Below are 15,912 nucleotides of genomic sequence, written 5' to 3' on the forward strand. Positions count from 1 at the left end.
CGCATGACCAACCAGGCTTTCTTCGGCGAACCGGCTGAAATTGCGTCAGCCGTAGTAGGCGCGCGTTTCACCCTGACAGGCCCAGAGGCGCATCACGCTGCCAGAGTCAAGAGGGTTGCAGCCGGTGAATCGGTGGACATACTGGACGGCGAGGGCTGCCGATTGACCGGCACAGTCACTGCTGCGTCCGCCCAAGCGGTGACGCTGACTGTGGATTCCATCGGCCGGGATCCGCATCCCAAACACCGGATAGTGCTTGTTCAGGCGCTCGCAAAAGGGGACCGCGCAGAACTCGCGGTTGAGGCTGCAACGGAACTCGGTGTTGACGCCGTTGTCCCATGGCAGGCAGACCGAAGCATTGTTCGGTGGCGTGCCGAGAAGGTTCTGAAGGGCAAAACGAAGTGGGAGTTCCTGGTCCGTGCTGCTTCGAAGCAGTCCAGGCGTACGCGGGTCCCCGACGTTCTCGATGTGCTGGACAGCCGCGCTCTCGCACGCTGGTTGGGCGGTGTTGAACAAGCCGTTGTCCTGCATGAAGACGCAGCGCAATCGCTTGCTGACCACTGGTCGCTGAGCGGAACAACAACCTCGGGTACCCTCGCCGTCATCGTCGGGCCGGAAGGCGGAGTCAGTCCGGAGGAAGTTGAATTGTTCACTGCCCACGGCGCAGTTGCGGTCAGTCTTGGCGCTAACATCCTGCGAACCTCAACAGCCGGGCCCGCCGCGATCTCCGTCCTCAATCACCTGGCTGGGCGATGGTAGGACGCCTCCTCAGCGAATGCTGAACAGCTTGTTGTCGGCGTTACCTGATTCAGCCGGCTCGCCCTCTGTCGGCACATAGACCTCGACGATGTACGTGCCAGGATCAAGTGAGGCACTGAACTCGTACTGCCCGGTTGACCCCGCGTCGGCGTCCACAGCGACGGTCCCACTGAGCACTTCTTCTGCAGGCGAACCACCCCCATCCACACGTCGTATAAGCCAGCCGAGTTCGGATCCGGTCTGCGTGGTACTGCCCTGAACGATGATTGTCGGGTCGTTGCGGATGGAACTGTCCTGTGGATTGATGATCCACACAGGAGCCATCGCCTCGACATCCCGCCGCAACTCCGTGCCGAGTTCGACCCCGCCGAAAGCCTCGTATCCGGCCTTACCGTCGACCAGTAAACGCACGCTGCTGGGGCTGCCACTTGCGATGAGTCCTGCGTTGGCGGCAGCTGCCGTGGCGGTATACACCAACTGCTGGATCGCGTTCGATGCGACCTCCGGCTCGAGGTCGCTTCCGAAGGCATCTGACGTTATGTCGACGGTGATGACGTTGTCCGGGGAAATTGATGTATTCACAGCGGTTGCCGTCTGCCAGGGACTGTAGTAATCGTCATCCAGCGGCTCTGTGCTGGTCATCGCCCAGATCGCCGCGGCAATCGGATCGCCCGTCGATTCGCCGGGCAGGAACTCCCGATAGAGCAATTGGTCCTGTTCCCCCAGCCAGTACACCGGGATAAGCGGTGCGCTTTCGGCTGGTGCGGTACTGGGCAGCTCAACGTCCGGCAGGCGGCTGGTGGCGGACTCGAGGAGGACATCGGATTCGCTGGCGGCTTGGGGGGCAGAGGCCGGCTCTTCATCCACTGTGCAGGCCTGAAGCGATACCAAAACGGCAAGGAAGGTTGCAACCCTCCAGGAGGGGGAACGCCGCCTTCGCGATGGGGGCAAAGGAGCAGGCTTCACTGGCGTTTCCTCTCCTTCCAGTCGCGATGAGTGCAGGTTCGGGGTAACAAGCTGCACAGGTCTGACGGGCGCAGAGCCGGCGGCTTGCGCAAGACCTCAGAATCCAGCTTCGCACAGGCCGCTAGTCTCCTTGCGCGCTTTCATAGAATCGGCGCACGACTGAGACGTGATTGATATCCGCTTGTTGCGGAGTTGAGACTTATGAAGCAGTCGGGGGATCGCCGGATCCTTCTGGGTTGCTCGCGTTGCGCGCCGCGCGCAGCCTCCGGCGGTACCCTAGAGAGGTGCTGTCAGCGCGGCACCCAAACGTCTTGGAACCAGCCCGGACGGCTGAGAGCCAGGCAACTGATTGCGATATAAGGAGAGATGGAAGGCCACGGGCCGCTACTATGACGGATTCTGCAGTGGGTATGGGTGCAGCGGGCCTGGACAGCCGGGTCATACACTTTGATTCGGCCGACCAGATGGTGCAGGCACTTGGTGCGAATGATGAAGCCCTGGCCCTGATCGAGGGGGCGTTTCCGGGCATCAGTCTCCATGTGCGCGGCGATGAATTGTCCATCACCGGACCGGCGACGGATGTGGGACGGACGGCGAGCCTTATCGCCGAGGTACGGACCCTGGCAGTAAACCGGACCCCTGTGACCCCCCAGGTTCTAGAGCAACTGCTGTTTATGCTCAAGACACAGGGCGCTGCGAAGCCGGCCGAGGTCCTGTCGATGAACATCCTGTCCTCGAGAGGACGGACCATCCGACCCAAGACAGTGAACCAGAAGAGCTACGTCGAGGCCATCGACTCCCACACCATCGTTTTCGGTATCGGCCCGGCCGGCACCGGCAAAACCTACCTGGCGATGGCCAAGGCCGTTCAGGCTCTGCAGCACAAGGAAGTCAACAGGATCATCCTTACCCGTCCCGCGGTTGAAGCAGGGGAGCGACTTGGCTTCCTGCCCGGGACCCTGAATGACAAGATCGATCCGTATCTGCGTCCGCTCTATGATGCTCTGCACGACATGATGGACCCTGATTCGATCCCACGGCTGATGGCTGCCGGCACGATCGAAGTGGCGCCGCTTGCCTACATGCGGGGAAGAACGCTGAATGACGCCTTCATCATTCTCGACGAAGCCCAAAACACCACCCCGGAGCAGATGAAAATGTTCCTGACGCGTCTCGGATTCGGCTCGCGGATGGTAGTCACCGGCGACGTTACCCAGGTTGATCTCCCCGGAGGAACCAGTTCGGGTCTACGAGTGGTGAGCGAGATCCTTCAAGGCGTCGAGGATGTTGCCTTCTCCCGGTTGGAAGCGACTGACGTCGTCCGGCACCGTCTGGTGGGCGATATCGTCTCCGCATACAGCAGATGGGACGAGTCGCAGCGCGCATCACCCGATGGCCGCAGGCTCTCAGGAAAGGGCCCGCGCCGTGAGCATTGAGGTCAACAACGAATCAGGCGTAGAGGTAGAGGACGAATCCCTGGTGCGTGTGGGCCGTCATGTGCTCGAACGCCTCTATGTTCATCCGGAATCGGATGTGTCGATCATCCTGGTGGATGCCGAAGCCATGGAAAAGCTGCACATCGAGTGGATGGATGAGCCTGGGCCCACCGACGTCCTTTCCTTCCCCATGGACGAACTTCGTCCCGGCACCGCGGCGCGACCTACAGCCTCCGGCATCCTGGGCGATATTGTCCTGTGCCCTGAGGTGGCTCGAACGCAAGCCGCTAACGCAGGGCACGGTATGGCGGAAGAACTTCTGCTCCTGACGGTGCACGGCATGTTGCATCTGCTCGGGTTCGATCACGCGGAGCCTGAGGAGGAGAAGGAAATGTTCGCACTGCAAAGGCAGCTCCTTGCCGACTTCCTGGGCCGTGAGGCACCTCGGGAGACTACCCAGTGAAGAAACTCCTCTGATCCATGGCCGTCATTCTCCTGGCCCTGATGGCCATCGTATTCGTCCTGATCGCAGCGCTTGTGACCGCCGCCGAAGCGGCGTTCAGCTTCTTGCCGCGCCAGGATGCCGAAGTGCAACTGCAGGGGCCCAGGGGCGGATCGATCCGGCATATTCTGGATTCCCCGGTCGCCCACATGCATGCGTTGAGGTTCTGGCGGGTGTGGTTCGAGATGGCTGCCGCTGTGGCAGTAGCCCTACTGTTCTTTGACCTGTTGGGCAATATTTGGACTGCCGGGCTCCTTGCGACTGTCACTATGGCCGGTCTCGGTTTCGTGCTCGTAGGAGTCTCACCGCGTCAGTTGGGCCGCACCCACGCGAACACCCTCGTTCCGCTGACCGCACGTCTGGTCCGCGTGTTGCGTTCAGTTCTTGGACCGGTTCCGCGCTGGCTCGTGGGTCTCGGCAGTGCGCTGACCCCCGGTGCGGCCCGCGCGGAAGCAGCCTTCTTCACGGAGGAGGAATTCCGTGAACTGCTCTCGCGTGCCAGCGAAGCCGAGATGATTGAGGACAGTGAAGCCGAGCTGATCCACTCTGTATTTGAACTCGGCGACACCAAGGTCCGATCCGTGATGGTCCCGAGAACGGACATGGTGTCCATTGAGGCAGGATCCACACTCAAACAGGCTATGTCCCTTTTCCTGCGCTCGGGTTACTCGCGGGTCCCGGTTATCGGGGACAGCGCGGACGATGTACGCGGCATCCTCTACCTCAAGGACGTGGTAGCGGTCCTGAACGGCAGAGCTCAGGGCGAACATGATCCCGTGGACGGCGTGTGCCGGGATGTGCGTTACGTTCCGGAGTCGAAGCCCGTGGGTGACTTCCTGCAGGAACTGCAGCGGGAATCGACGCACGTTGCGATCGTCATCGACGAATACGGCGGCACAGCGGGCCTGGTCACCCTTGAGGACCTGATCGAGGAAATCGTCGGTGAGATAGTAGATGAATACGACTCTGAGATGCCCGAGATGGAGCACCTTCCCGAGGGCGGCTTCCGTGTCAGCGCTCGGATGAGCATCGATGACCTGGGGGAGCTTTTCAATTTGAACCTCGAGGATGACGAGGTGGACACAGTCGGCGGGCTACTCGCCAAGACGCTGGGCCGCGTGCCGATTGTAGGGAGCGAAGTCCAGGTTGGAGGGATCGCCCTGAGGGCGGAGCGACTCGAAGGCCGGCGCAACCGCGTCTCACACATTCTTGCCTGGAAGATTCAGGATTCAGGCCACGGCGACCCGGGGCACGCCGGCGAGAGCCACGAAGGCACAAAGGAAACGGTGGAGAACCTATGAGTATGGAACAGTACCGGGCGGGTTTCATTTCACTCGTCGGTCGGCCAAATGCAGGCAAGTCGACCCTGACCAACGCGTTGGTGGGCCAGAAGATTGCCATCACTTCCGCCAAGCCGCAAACAACCAGGCATACCATCCGGGGCATCGTGCACAGGGAAGATGCCCAACTCATACTCGTTGACACCCCGGGGCTGCACCGCCCACGGACGCTGCTGGGGCAGCGCCTCAACGATCTCGTGGCAGACACCCTCGCCGAAGTGGACGCTATCGGTTTCTGCCTTCCTGCCAACGAAAAGGTCGGGCCCGGGGACCGCTACATCGCGTCGCAGCTCAGTCAGCTGAGAGGCAAGCCGGTGATCGCCGTGGTGACGAAGGCGGACCTCGTAAGCCGGGAGTTGCTGGCGAAGCAACTTCTGGACGTGACCGCCCTCGGGGTCGAGGTCCTCGGTGAAGAGGGTTGGGCCGACATCGTTCCCGTCTCCGCGGTGGATGGATTTCAGGTAGCGACGGTTGCCGATGTCTTCGCCTCCCACATGCCCGAGTCGCCGCCGCTCTACCCCGACGGTGAGTTGACGGATGAGCCGGAGGCCGTCATGGTCGCCGAGCTGGTACGAGAAGCCGCGCTGGAAGGGGTTCGTGATGAACTTCCGCACTCGCTCGCTGTCGTCGTCGAGGAGATCGTGCCGCGGGAGGGCAGGCCGGAGGGCAAGCCACTACTCGATGTGAGGGTCAACCTCTACGTCGAACGGCCCTCACAGAAGGCAATCATCATCGGGAAGGGCGGTGCGCGCCTGCGCGAGGTGGGTACTGCCGCCAGGAAGAGCATCGAAGCCCTGCTGGGAACCAGGGTTTACCTTGACCTGCATGTCAAGATCGCCAAGGACTGGCAGCGCGATCCAAAGCAGCTTGTCCGTCTCGGCTTCTAGACCCGGGCACTTCGGGCGCGCGTCGCTCGTTGTGCCAAAGATGCCCGGTGTTAGGGCAATGCCAAATACTATTTCCTGCGAAAGGTCCAAAGCGTCATGACTCGATCCGGCGACGAGCCGGCCGCACCCCCGGAGGGCATCCGCGTGGGAACCGGCGGCCGCCATCTAGGCCGGCGTACCAGACCGCGTGCCCTCGCGGTCGTAGCGCTCGCCCTTGTGGCAGTGCTGGTCGGCGGTGCCGGATTCGCTGCGGTCTCGGTATTGCGGCTGAAGTCAAACGTTGAAACCCAACCGTTGAATCTCTCAACCGATGGTGAAGAGCAGCTTCCTGTAGATCTGAGCAGGGATCCCGTCCAGATCCTGATCATCGGAAGCGACACACGGGCCGGGCAGGCAGGTACAACCGAACCGGTTACAGAAGAAGGCAAGGCGGACGTCATGATGCTCATGACGATGTCCGGCGACCGCAGCAACGTCACCATGGTGAGTTTCCCACGCGATCTCCTGGTACCCCTACCGGCCTGTGTAGACCCCGAGACAGGGGAAGCGAGCGAGCCGATGGCCCTAGGCCAGTTGAACGAGTCTCTGTCCAACGGCGGACCGGGATGCACCGTTGCGGCGATCAACGAACTGACCGGACTGCAGATTGACCACTTCATGATGGCGGATTTCAACGCGGTCACCGAGCTGTCCGAGGCAGTCGGCGGCGTCGAAGTATGCGTGAACCAACCGGTCGACGACGAGTATTCGGGCCTGCAGCTCCCTGCGGGAACCAGCGAGGTCGAAGGAGAGCAGGCCCTAGCCTTCCTGCGGACCCGCCACTCGTTCGGTACCGGCGGCGATGAGGGCCGCATCCGGGCGCAACAGTCCTTCATGGCATCGCTCGCGCGGAAGATCAAGGAAGAGGGCACTCTCAGCAATATCCCACGGCTCTACTCCATTGCCGAAGCCGTAACTCAGAACCTCACCGTTGACGACGGTCTGGCCGAGATTCCGGAACTGCTGAAACTTGCCGGCCGCCTCCAGGAGGTGGATCTCGGTAACGTCGCATTCGTCACCGTTCCGGTCGTGCCGTATGAACCGGATATTAACCGGCTGGTGCTCGACGATCAGATGGCAGGTGAGCTGTTCGCGGATCTTCGAGCGGACCGCGATATCACTGAGGGAGACCCCGGCGCGGAGTCGTCCGCGTCGGCGAGTGCCAGCCCATCAGTCTCAGCTGAACCAACCGCCGCCCCCTCTGAGGCAGCGACAGCGGAAACGCTGGGCTTCGACCCCGCACTGGTACCAATCTCTGTGCTCAACGCATCGGGTGAGACCGGCAGGGGAGGGGAGCTTCAGGAGATCCTGCTCAACGAAGGCTACTCGCAGGCTTCCGTCTCGGAGACGGCTGACCGCCCCGCCACACAACTGTTCGTGGGACCGGGCTATGAGGGAATCGCGCCGGCGATCGCGGAGCTCTTCGGTCTGAGCGACGTGCAGCTGATTCCGAGCGCAACCACCGTTGGACTTGAGCTGTCCGTCGGCGGCGATTTCACGGACGGCGACTCCATGGATACCCAGGGCGTGACGGGAGACCTGAGCGGCCAGACCGCCGCCCAGGTCACCTGCCAGTCCTGAGCAGGTCTACCAGATCCGGACCCTGCCTGCGGGGGCAAGCCATAGCCCGTCGCTCTCCGCTACATCGAACGCGGTGTGGAACTCGTCCAGGTTGCGCACCACCTGATTACACCGGAACTCGTTCGGTGCGTGCGGGTCGATGGCAATGCGGCGCGCGGCTTCCTCAGGACGCATGTTCTGCCGCCAGCACTCCGCCCACGAGAAGAAGAAGCGCTGAATGCCGCTCAGTCCGTCGACGACGGGCGGGTCCTCTCCATCGAGGCTGATCAGGTACGCGGCAAGGCTGATACCGAGCCCGCCGAGGTCCCCGATGTTCTCGCCGAGGGTGAGCTTGCCGTTGACTGTTTGCTCGGGCGCTTCAGTTGGCGCGAGGTCGGCATACTGGTCAACAAGCCGCTGCGTCAGCGACTCGAACGCGGTCCTGTCCGCTTCGGTCCACCAGTCGTTCAAAGCACCGGTACCGTCAAACTGTGAGCCCTGGTCGTCGAAGCCATGGCCGATCTCGTGACCGATAACCGCGCCAATGGCCCCATAGTTCGCGGCAGGGTCCGCCGCCGCGTCAAAGAACGGCGGCTGCAGGATCGCGGCGGGGAAAACGATCTCGTTCATCGTTGGCATGTAGTAGGCATTCACAGTTTGCGGCGTGAGGTGCCACTCACGACGGTCGATGGGGCCTCCCAGCTTATTGAGCTGGCGCTTCGTTTCGAACGCTGTCGCGCGACGAACGTTTCCATACAAGTCACCGGGAACGAGCTCAAGCCCGGAATAGTCGATCCATTGATCCGGGTAACCGATCTTCGTGGTGAACAGGCTGAGCTTCTCGAGAGCCCGTTCTCGGGTTCCGGCGCTCATCCACTCGAGGGTATTGATCCGCTCGTGATAGGCGGCGATCACGTTATCCACGAGCTGGCGCATGATCGCCTTGTGGGACTCGGGGAAGTGACGCGCAACGTACTCGCGGCCGACGGCTTCACCGAGAGCACTTTCGACGACGGCGACACCCCGCTTCCAGCGCTCCTTCAGTTGCGGTGTACCGCTGAGATGCGTTCCGTAAAAGTCGAAATGCGCACTGACGAAGTTCTCGCTCAGGTAGGGTGCGGCCTGCAGGAGCACTCTTGCCACAAGCCAGTGCTTCCATACCGAGAGGGGAGCCTCGCCCAGTGAGGCCGCAAGGGCGAACAGGTACGAGGGTTGGTTGACTATCACCTCGGAGGGAAGACCGGTGCCAATGGTCAGTTCCTTGAGCCATTCTGCAACAAACGGGGTGTCGGCCGTCAGGTCCCTGACTGCCCTCAGGTTGTACGTGGCCTGCGGGTTCCTGCGGGTGACCGAATCCATGTGCGACGACGCGAGCCTCGACTCGAGGTCGAGAACGGATGCCGCCGCAGCGCGTGCATCGTTGCGCCCGGCCAGTTCGAAAAGCCGCTCCAGCAGTGCTGCGTACTCGGTTCGGGTGAGAGCGAACTTATCTTCCCGGTAGTACGATTCGTCAGGAAGGCCGAGGCCGGACTGGTACAGGTGCAATAGGTATCGCTCCGGATTCCCCGCGTCGTTGCTCACATATGGCAGGAGCAGGCCTGCCGCCCCCGTGCTGGTCAACTGAGCATCGAGCCGCACGAGCTCGTCAACGGATGCGACGGCGTCGATGGTGCTGAGCAGCGACCGTACGGGAGTGCTTCCTTCGCTGTTCAACCGGTCTGTGTCCATGAAGTCCGCGAAAAGGGTGCCGATGCGGAACATGTCGCCGTCGTCGTCGTGGTTCAGCGCTGCTTCCTCGATTATCCCCCGGACAAAGCCTTCCGCGGCGTCGGCAAGCTGCGAAAAGGACCCTTCCCGCGCTCGGTCGTCCGGAATGGGCGTGGATTTGAGCCAGCCGCCGTTGACGTGGCGAAAGAGATCGTCCTGTGGGCGAACGGTTGGATCGACGTTGGCAAGGTTGATGCCGGCTGCGCTCATGTGGGCTCCTTTATTGGTGCGTCTTCTCATCCTAGGGGCCGTGTTAGGGTGGGATCGTGCGCGCAGAGCTGCTCCTTCTTAGCTGCCGTGGCGGGGCCCAACCGACTATCTAGTCACCAACTGACTTCTGTCGCAGGCCGAATCCCCGCCGCGGAGTCTGTGTTGCCGGCCACCATTTCGCAAAGCCAGTGCTTGAGACAAGCTTGAAAAGGGAAAGGCCACCATCGCCATGCGCAACGCACAGACATCCTCCGGAATGCCGTTCAACAAATACGTCCCGTTCCAGAATCAGATCACGGTGGACCTGCCGGACCGCACCTGGCCGGACCGGGTGATCTCGAAGGCGCCTCGGTGGTGCGCGGTGGACCTGCGCGACGGAAACCAGGCGCTCATCGATCCCATGAGCCCTGAGCGCAAGCACAAGATGTTCGACCTCCTGGTCAAGATGGGATACAAGGAGATCGAGGTCGGGTTTCCCTCAGCTTCCCAGACCGATTTCGACTTCGTCCGGCAGTTAGTCGAGGGCGACCGCATCCCGGATGACGTCACCATCCAAGTCCTGACGCAGGCGCGCGAACACCTCATTGAGCGGACCTATGAGTCCCTCGAGGGAGCCGACCGCGCGATCGTCCACCTCTACAACTCGACGTCGGTCCTTCAGCGACGCGTTGTGTTCAACCAGGATATGGACGGCATCGTGGACATCGCGCTGACCGGAGCACGGTTATGCCGCAAGTTCGAAGAGAATATGGGCGACACCCAGATCACCTACGAGTACTCGCCGGAGTCCTTCACGGGAACTGAGCTTGAGTTCGCGGCGCGCATCTCGAATGAGGTTGCGGCCGTATTCGAGGCCTCCTCCGACCGGCAAATGATCCTGAATCTGCCGGCGACGGTCGAAATGGCAACTCCGAACGTCTATGCCGATTCCATCGAGTGGATGTGCCGCAACCTGGACAACCGGGACAACATCATTCTTTCGCTGCATCCCCATAATGACCGCGGAACCGGTGTTGCGGCCGCAGAGCTGGGATACCTTGCAGGCGCTGACCGCATCGAAGGCTGCCTGTTCGGCAATGGGGAGCGGACCGGGAACGTTGACCTGGTAACCCTTGGCATGAATCTGTACGGGCAGGGTATCGATCCGCAGATTGACTTCTCCGACATGGACCACATCCGTCGCACCGCGGAGTACTGCAACCAATTGAGCGTCCCGGAGCGTTCCCCTTACGGCGGCGATCTCGTCTTTACCGCTTTCTCCGGATCACACCAGGACGCCATCAAGAAGGGCTTTGAGCGGATGGAAGCCGACGCGGCATCCGCCGGAAAGACGGTCGAGGACATACCGTGGGCCGTCCCGTACCTGCCGATCGATCCGAAGGATATCGGACGTTCCTATGAAGCGGTCATCCGCGTCAATTCACAATCGGGTAAGGGCGGCGTTGCCTACTTGCTCAAGCACGAGCACAGCCTGGATCTTCCCCGCCGCGCGCAAATCGAGTTCTCAGGGGTCGTCCAGCGCCGCACCGAGACCGTGGGCGGTGAAGTCAGCGGTACGCAGCTGTGGGAGGTTTTCCAGGACGAGTACCTTCCTTCGAGGGCAGGAGCTTCCCCCGCGTGGGGCCACTATGCGCTGACGTCCACCAACACCGACACCGCCGAGGACGGGCGGTTCAAGCTGACTGCGACCCTCATGGTGGACGGTATCCAACAGCGGCGTACTGCGCAGGGCAACGGGCCCATTGATGCGCTGGTGGCAATCCTCGGGCAGGACGGAGTGGATGTCCGGGTCCTTGACTACACCGAGCATGCGCTCTCTTCCGGCGGTAATGCCCGAGCCGCGGCGTACGTGGAGTGTGCCGTGGGCGAACGGGTCCTGTGGGGCGTGGGCATCGACTCCAACTCGACCATGGCATCGCTGAAGGCCGTGATTTCCGCAGTCAACCGCGCTATCCGGGACCGCGGCTGATCCTTCCTGGTCCCCGAAGCTCGTTGGCGCGGCTTTGGTCCGATCGGGTTCATCGAGTGGGAAAATAGACTGTGGCCAGATCGTTCGCATCCCGTACCTACCGGGCAGAGGGCGTTGTACTGCGTACCTACAAGCTCGGGGAGGCGGACCGGATCATCGTACTGCTGACGCGCGAGCACGGGCAGGTGCGGGCTGTGGCCAAAGGTGTCCGCCGTACCAGCAGCAAGTTCGGTGCGCGGCTTGAGCCGTTCATGACAGTTGACCTGCAACTCGTCTCCGGGCGAACACTCGATGTCGTCACACAGGCTCAAACCCGCGGCGCCTACGGTCAGGGGATTGCTGCGGACTATTCCCGCTACACTGCCGCTGCGGCGATCGCTGAGACGGCGGAGAAGCTCACCGACGCTGACGGCGAATCTGCGGGAGCCCACTATGCGTTGGTGATTGGCGCGCTCTCCGCATTGAGCCGCGGGCTCCATGCAGCGGAGCTGATTCTGGACTCTTATCTGCTGCGTGCCCTCGCCACTGCAGGCTGGGCACCGAGCTTCACGGACTGTGCCCGTTGCGGTGCGGCAGGTCCGCACTCCGCTTTCTCAGCGGCGCTCGGAGGAGCGGTGTGTGCGGCTTGCCGCCCTCCCGGCTCCGCCTCGCCGTCGTCGGAAACGATGGCGCTCCTTGGGGCACTCCTTTCGGGGAACTGGGAGGTGGCTGACGCGTCCGATGACCTCGCGCGGCGGGAGAGTGCCGGCCTTGTCGCGGCCTACCTGCAGTGGCATCTGGAACGAGCAATCAAATCCCTCAAACATGTGGAGCGTGTGTGAGCAAGCCCAAGAGTAGGCCGACCATACCCTGGCCCCATCCAAGCGGAGCCTTGCCGCCCGCGCTACCGCCGGAACTGGTTCCTGCACACGTCGCAATCGTGATGGACGGCAACGGCCGGTGGGCCAACCAGCGGGGACTGCCGCGGACCGAGGGCCACCGTGCGGGTGAGGCCGCACTTCTTGACGTGCTGGCAGGGGCTATTGACATCGGCGTGCGCTATGTTTCCGTCTACGCTTTCTCCACCGAGAACTGGAAAAGATCTCCCGACGAAGTGCGGTTCCTGATGGGATTCAGCCGCGATGTGCTGCGCCGCCAACGGGACCAGCTGAATGAATGGGGCGTGCGCATACGCTGGGCAGGACGGCGTCCACGCCTGTGGAGCTCAGTTATCAAGGAACTTGAGATCGCCGAGGATCACACCAGGACCAACTCCACCTGCACGCTCACCATGTGCGTGAACTATGGGGGACGGGCCGAGATTGCTGACGCAGCCCGCGCAATCGCTGAAGACGTGGCTGCGGGGCGGCTGAAGGCGTCATCCGTTTCGGAGAAAACCGTCCAACGCTATCTGGATGAACCGGATCTGCCCGACGTCGACCTGTTCCTCCGCACCTCCGGGGAGCAGCGGACCTCCAACTTCATGCTGTGGCAGTCCGCCTATGCGGAAATGGTTTTCCTGGATGTGCTCTGGCCCGATGTCGACAGGCGCACCCTCTGGAGGGCCGTGGAGGAGTACGCTTCGCGGGACCGACGCTACGGCGGCGCCGTGGACCGGGCTCAATCCGGCTGATTCGGCCTGCTGTAGCAGTTGATCCACCGCGCCAGCTCCGCGTAGACCTGTTGCCGGACCGGGGGAGGGGAGAGCAAGGTGTCGTGGAGGGCGCCGTCGAACCTGCACACGGTGACGTGCGAACCGAGCTGTATGGCGCGCTGCGTCATCACGCTGACGTCCAGGACGCTGTCAGAGGAGAGCATCGCGTCATTCCAGACCGGGCTGACCATCGACCTGGACGAGGCGAGGACGAGCACCGGCACGTCAATAGCCAGCCCCCGGCGGACCTGTGCGTGTCCTGCCAGCACTGCCGTGAGCCAGCCGGCCCGAATCGGGAACCCGAACTGGGGCCGCCACTGCGGATTCAGTTCCCACTCACCGTCGGCCTGATTGCTGATACTCCGCCAGTAGAATCCGAACTCCGGCAGCTTGAGGCGTGCTTTCGGCCTGAACCGGGTGATGGGTTCCAGAAGCCCCTGCGTGGTTGTCCGCAGGATCGCGCTGCCCTGTGTGTCCAACCACGGGCTGTTCAGAACCAGGCTGTCCACCCGCCCCGGGAACCGGTGCGCCCAGAGGGCCGCCACGAGCGCGCCAGCAGAGTGCGCCATCAAGGTCACGTTCGCCGGCTGGAGCCCGGTCCTGACGAGAATATCCGTACTGAGCGCATCGAGCGCTGCGGTGATGTCGTCGTCGTACTCTGACAGGTCCGTGACATAACCGGGCGTCTGCCAGTCCCGCAGGCTCCGCCCGTACTTGCGCAGGTCGAGTGCATAGAAGGCTACATCGCGGTCCGCGAAGAAATGCGCGAGCTCGTACTGGAAGAAATAGTCGCTCCAGCCGTGGACATAGAGGACAGTTGAAACAGGCTTTTTCGCCGAAGGCTCGAGCCGTATCCACCTTCGAAGGGTCGAACGCCAATCAGTTGCCGCGGGCCGGGGCGGCGGCGCGTACGAGACAAGGGTCGCGACACACGGACCCTCTTCGTCAGGATCAAGCTCCAGCTCAGCGAGGGCAAAGCCGTCCCCCAGGTGATCCGGCCGCCATTCGATTCCCATTGACCGAGAATATCCGTGTCGCTCACCAAGTTGGTTAAGGGGCTGCGGCCGTGGCAACTTTGGATCATGCGAATTTATCCCGCCTTCTTCCGCGTCGTCTTCAGTGGTATGGACGCTGAGCGGGCGCACCGCATCGGCTTCCGTTTGATCCGGTGGACGGGAAAGACGCCGGTACGGGCCGTGCTTCGCAAGCTCACCCAACCTTCGAAGGAACTGCAGACAACGGCTTTCGGACTGTCCTTCCCGTCGCCGTTCGGATTGGCAGCGGGCTTCGATAAGGAGGGCCACGGCATTGGTGCGCTATCGGATCTGGGCTTCGGCCATATCGAAGTCGGAACGATCACCGGGCAGGCTCAGCCCGGCAACCCGAAACCGCGCCTCTTCCGTCTGGTCAAGGACCGCGCCGTCATCAACCGGATGGGATTCAATAACGACGGCGCCGCCGCTGTGGCGCCCCGAATCGCCGCCGCCCGGCGGACTCTCGAACGCCGATACCTGGGACAGGGCCCGGTCATCGGCGTGAACATCGGCAAGACCAAGTCGGTGGACCTTTCCGATGCCGTGGAGGATTATCGTGTCTCTGCCCGGGCGTTGGCTCCGGTTGCCGATTACCTGGTGGTGAACGTCAGCTCGCCGAACACGCCGGGCTTGCGACTCCTGCAGAGCGTGCGATCCCTGAGACCACTGCTCACGGCTGTGCGGAAGGCTGCCGATGAAAGCGCCGGCCGCCATGTGCCGCTTCTGGTCAAGATTGCGCCTGACCTCACGGACGAGGACATCGACGAGGTTGCGTCGCTCGCGAACGAGCTGAAGCTGGATGGAATCATCGCGACAAACACAACGATCACGCGTGCCGGACTGGCGACCGACCCCGAGGCCGTCCTCGCCTGCGGTGTCGGCGGACTCAGCGGCGCCCCGCTGAAGCACCGTTCGCTTGAAGTGCTGACGCGGCTACGGCAGGCCGCAGGCTCACACTTGGCCTTGATTTCAGTCGGAGGAGTGGAGACAGCGGAGGACGTCGTTTGTCGGCTCGACGCCGGCGCCACCCTGGTGCAGGGCTACACTGCATTCCTGTATGAGGGGCCGTTCTGGGCTGCTCGCATCAACAGGGCGTTGCGGCAGCGCAATTCCAGTAAGCCTTGAGGGCCGGAGTACCTGTTTTGAGGGTCCGGGTTCCCTAGACTGGATATTCGCCGCGCTTGACCTGCGGCTTCGGAAGCCGCAGCCTCCGGATCTGCATGGCACGGGTGATCCCGTACCAGAGGTCTCCGCGGGCTGGGGTATCAAACTTCTCGGTGAGCCGCTTCTTGAGCTTTCCGCGCAGGATCAAGCAATCGATGATGACCGCGACAATGACCACCCAGAACGTCATCATGACGTAACCCTGCACGGTCAGGTTCGGTATGAAGCTCATGAAGACAAAGACCAGTGCGGCAAACATCAGGAACTCCGCAATATTCCAGCGGGCATCGACATAGTCCCTGACGTAACGGCGGGCCGGCCCCTTGTCGCGAAGCGGAAGGTAACGCTCATCTCCGGTGTCCAGTGCCTTCCGCATACGGAGCTGTTCCTCACGGCGCGCGGTCCGGTTAGCCTCGCGGGCGGCTTTGCGGTCATTGGGAACCAGTGGACGCTTACGTGCCGCAACCTGCACGTTGCGCTTGGGCGTTGGAGCACCCTTACCCACCGTCTTTACAGCCTGCTCCCCGGCGTCGGGAGTGGCAGGGGCATCGGCAACGGCAGCATCTCTTTTTCGTCCAAACACTCTTCAAGGATACCCGCCGCCTGCCCGCCGGGCTCACCGGATTTGAACCACCCCCGGGCGCTT

At 62.4% G+C, this 15,912-nt stretch carries 14 protein-coding genes; 10 read left to right on the forward strand and 4 right to left on the reverse strand.

Translation table 11 applies throughout. The annotated features are described in order from the left end of the window. Positions 1-3: 3 nt before the first annotated feature. Positions 4-759 carry a 16S rRNA (uracil(1498)-N(3))-methyltransferase gene (locus ACX80C_RS00475; protein WP_459324266.1) on the forward strand — a complete coding sequence of 252 codons (756 nt, stop codon included), beginning with the start codon at positions 4-6 and terminating at the stop codon, positions 757-759. Positions 760-768: 9 nt separating this feature from the next. On the opposite strand, the gene ACX80C_RS00480 is transcribed toward ACX80C_RS00475, so the two are convergent. Next, on the reverse strand, positions 769-1,650 hold the full coding sequence (locus tag ACX80C_RS00480; protein ID WP_459324267.1) for a GerMN domain-containing protein: 882 nt from the start codon (positions 1,648-1,650) through the stop codon (positions 769-771). 464 nt (positions 1,651-2,114) lie between these two features. Here ACX80C_RS00480 and ACX80C_RS00485 point away from each other — a divergent pair, with 464 nt between their 5' ends. From ACX80C_RS00485 to ACX80C_RS00505, 5 genes are all read left to right on the forward strand, one after another. Further along, positions 2,115-3,161 carry a PhoH family protein gene (locus ACX80C_RS00485; protein WP_459324268.1) on the forward strand — a complete coding sequence of 349 codons (1,047 nt, stop codon included), beginning with the start codon at positions 2,115-2,117 and terminating at the stop codon, positions 3,159-3,161. Further along, positions 3,151-3,624 carry an rRNA maturation RNase YbeY gene (gene ybeY, locus ACX80C_RS00490; RefSeq protein ID WP_459324269.1) on the forward strand — a complete coding sequence of 158 codons (474 nt, stop codon included), beginning with the start codon at positions 3,151-3,153 and terminating at the stop codon, positions 3,622-3,624. Before ACX80C_RS00485 ends, ybeY begins: the two co-directional genes overlap by 11 nt. 17 nt (positions 3,625-3,641) lie before the next feature. Beyond that, positions 3,642-4,964: a hemolysin family protein gene (locus tag ACX80C_RS00495; RefSeq protein ID WP_459324270.1), complete on the forward strand. Its 1,323-nt coding sequence runs from the start codon at positions 3,642-3,644 to the stop codon at positions 4,962-4,964. After that, complete coding sequence (era, locus tag ACX80C_RS00500) at positions 4,961-5,890, forward strand: GTPase Era (RefSeq protein WP_459324271.1); 930 nt, start codon at positions 4,961-4,963, stop codon at positions 5,888-5,890. Before ACX80C_RS00495 ends, era begins: the two co-directional genes overlap by 4 nt. A gap of 96 nt (positions 5,891-5,986) precedes the next feature. Further along, on the forward strand, positions 5,987-7,510 hold the full coding sequence (locus tag ACX80C_RS00505) for an LCP family protein (RefSeq protein ID WP_459324272.1): 1,524 nt from the start codon (positions 5,987-5,989) through the stop codon (positions 7,508-7,510). 6 nt (positions 7,511-7,516) lie between these two features. Here ACX80C_RS00505 and ACX80C_RS00510 read toward each other — a convergent pair whose 3' ends face one another. Further along, positions 7,517-9,466: a M13 family metallopeptidase gene (locus ACX80C_RS00510; protein ID WP_459324273.1), complete on the reverse strand. Its 1,950-nt coding sequence runs from the start codon at positions 9,464-9,466 to the stop codon at positions 7,517-7,519. 229 nt (positions 9,467-9,695) lie between these two features. On the opposite strand from ACX80C_RS00510, the gene leuA reads away from it, so the two are divergent. The 3 genes from leuA to ACX80C_RS00525 all read left to right on the forward strand — a co-directional run bounded on the left by leuA (position 9,696) and on the right by ACX80C_RS00525 (position 13,047). Further along, complete coding sequence (leuA, locus tag ACX80C_RS00515) at positions 9,696-11,435, forward strand: 2-isopropylmalate synthase (RefSeq protein WP_459324274.1); 1,740 nt, start codon at positions 9,696-9,698, stop codon at positions 11,433-11,435. Between the two features lie 71 nt (positions 11,436-11,506). Further along, on the forward strand, positions 11,507-12,256 hold the full coding sequence (gene recO, locus ACX80C_RS00520; protein ID WP_459324275.1) for a DNA repair protein RecO: 750 nt from the start codon (positions 11,507-11,509) through the stop codon (positions 12,254-12,256). Further along, entirely contained in the window at positions 12,253-13,047 is a 795-nt protein-coding gene (locus ACX80C_RS00525; protein WP_459324276.1) for an isoprenyl transferase, read from the forward strand. The genes recO and ACX80C_RS00525 overlap by 4 nt, the downstream gene beginning before the upstream one ends. Here ACX80C_RS00525 and ACX80C_RS00530 read toward each other — a convergent pair. Continuing rightward, entirely contained in the window at positions 13,035-14,084 is a 1,050-nt protein-coding gene (locus ACX80C_RS00530) for an alpha/beta hydrolase (protein ID WP_459324277.1), read from the reverse strand. The genes ACX80C_RS00525 and ACX80C_RS00530 overlap by 13 nt on opposite strands. Positions 14,085-14,150: 66 nt before the next feature. On the opposite strand from ACX80C_RS00530, the gene ACX80C_RS00535 reads away from it, so the two are divergent. Then, positions 14,151-15,227, forward strand: a complete 1,077-nt coding sequence (locus tag ACX80C_RS00535) for a quinone-dependent dihydroorotate dehydrogenase (RefSeq protein WP_459324278.1) — start codon at positions 14,151-14,153, stop codon at positions 15,225-15,227. A gap of 34 nt (positions 15,228-15,261) precedes the next feature. On the opposite strand, the gene ACX80C_RS00540 is transcribed toward ACX80C_RS00535, so the two are convergent. Continuing rightward, entirely contained in the window at positions 15,262-15,849 is a 588-nt protein-coding gene (locus ACX80C_RS00540) for a DUF3043 domain-containing protein (RefSeq protein WP_459324279.1), read from the reverse strand. Positions 15,850-15,912: the final 63 nt, after the last annotated feature.

This window comes from Arthrobacter tecti (assembly GCF_054511355.1).